Below are 1,765 nucleotides of genomic sequence, written 5' to 3' on the forward strand. Positions count from 1 at the left end.
TAATAAGTGGGGATTAAGGAAGATGACGGGACATTAACAGGAGATTAATATTTCGCCATTTCATGCCATGAACTATTTCACTTGTTCAGCAGAAACTGAGGGAAGCGTAAACTGGAACGTAGTCCCGGCCGGTATATGGTCCAGTACATCAATTTTTCCCCCATGCATGGCGACAATGGATTGGCAGAGATTGAGACCAAGCCCCAGACCTCTTTGACAATCCGTTTTTCCTTGCCCGGCAGTGTAGAACAAATCAAACAAGTGCCTTTTGGCATCATCCGGAATTCCCGGGCCATCATCGGTGACGCTTATCTGCACGACATTTCCTTTCTTTACGGCACGCAGTTCAATCTTTGATTCCTTAGGCGTGTACTGAATTGCGTTGTTCATAATGTTGATGATGACTCGCTGAATCAGGCTTGCATTCATAGCAGCCATGAGTGTGGTGTCTTCCAAATGGACAGATATGTGATGTTCTGCGGCTCTGCGATCCAGATGTACAACTGCGCTTTGGAAAACATTTTTGATCAGTTCTGGACGCATTTTGAAGGATTCCGTATCCGTTTCCAGATGAGTGGCTACCAACAGATTTTCTGTCATGTTAATCAGGCGGTTTGTATCGTCATAAATTGCCGTGTACAGCTTTTTCCTGATTGCCGGATCAAGTGCAGACTCTTTTTGCATAAGCGTATCGGCATTGCTGCCGATGTTTGTGAGTGGTGTACGTAAATCATGAGAGACCGCTCGAAGCAAATCGGCTTGCAACCGCTCTTTTTGCGTTTGAAGAGCTGCTTTGTTTCGTTCTTCCTGCAGTCGGATGCGTTCTTGGCTGAGACCGCACTCACTTAATATGGCAATCATAAGGTTCTTTTCGAATGCGTCCGGAATGGAATAACCTACGATGGGAATTCCAACAATTCCCATCACTTCCTGCGTTCCCCGGACGGAGAGGAAAAGGCATTTAGCGTCCGGCAGTGTGTTTGTGGTTGCACCTGCGTGCTTGTTGTTTCTTTGTACCCACTTGGCCACCCCGATTTCTTCGGAACCCAATTCCATCAAAATATTCTGTTCATCGGTCAAAAAGCCGATTTAATTGTTCCGCAGTCAACCGAAGGCAATCCCATTCGGTCCGCCCCTTTTGCAGTTTCTGACTGCTCCCCAAAAGCAGTTCCGTATAATAACTTTTTTGTGCTGCCAAACGGGCCTGTGCCTTTACGCGGCTGGCCAGGGAGCTCGCAATAACGCTAGAGAAAAGCATAATGAGAAATGTCACAGGATAGCTGGGGTCGTTGGCCTGAAATGTAAAACGAGGTTCTGTAAAAAGAAAATTGAAAGCGGCCACACTGAGGAGAGAATTAATGGCACCATAAAGGTGACCATTTGTCCAAACTGCCGTGATCAGAACTCCCAAAATGTAAACAGTGATGATGTTTGATTCGCTAAACCCAGCGTAATAAAATCCAAATCCCGCAAGGGAAGAAAGCAGTAAACAGGCCAGCATAATGCCGGTGTCCTTCCATGTAAAGCGTGCTTTTGGGACATGAAGCTTTCCAAAAGGCTTCCTATATAGCGGTTGGTGATCCGGAATAATGTATACATCCAAATCTGTTCGTTCAATCAGCCGATCAGCCAGACTCTTTTTTCCTGTAATAGGATTTTGCTTATGGTTGATGCGCCCCATAACAATTTTTGTTACACCGCTGACGCGAGCATATTCCGCAATCTGTCCGGCAGGTTCAGTTCCATATACAGTAGAAATCTGTGC

2 protein-coding genes are annotated in these 1,765 nt (G+C 45.9%); both read right to left on the minus strand.

From position 1 onward, the window contains the following. Positions 1 to 72 precede the first annotated feature (72 nt). The gene (locus AB5H98_RS13390; protein ID WP_367926378.1) at positions 73 to 1,056 is read right to left on the minus strand and encodes a sensor histidine kinase; all 984 of its coding nucleotides are present in this window, start codon (positions 1,054 to 1,056) and stop codon (positions 73 to 75) included. A gap of 13 nt (positions 1,057 to 1,069) precedes the next feature. Beyond that, the coding region (locus tag AB5H98_RS13395; protein WP_367926379.1) for a DUF4118 domain-containing protein at positions 1,070 to 1,765 on the minus strand (696 nt) is incomplete at its 5' end.

This window comes from uncultured Ruthenibacterium sp. (assembly GCF_963558415.1).
Lineage (GTDB): Bacteria > Bacillota > Clostridia > Oscillospirales > Ruminococcaceae > Ruthenibacterium.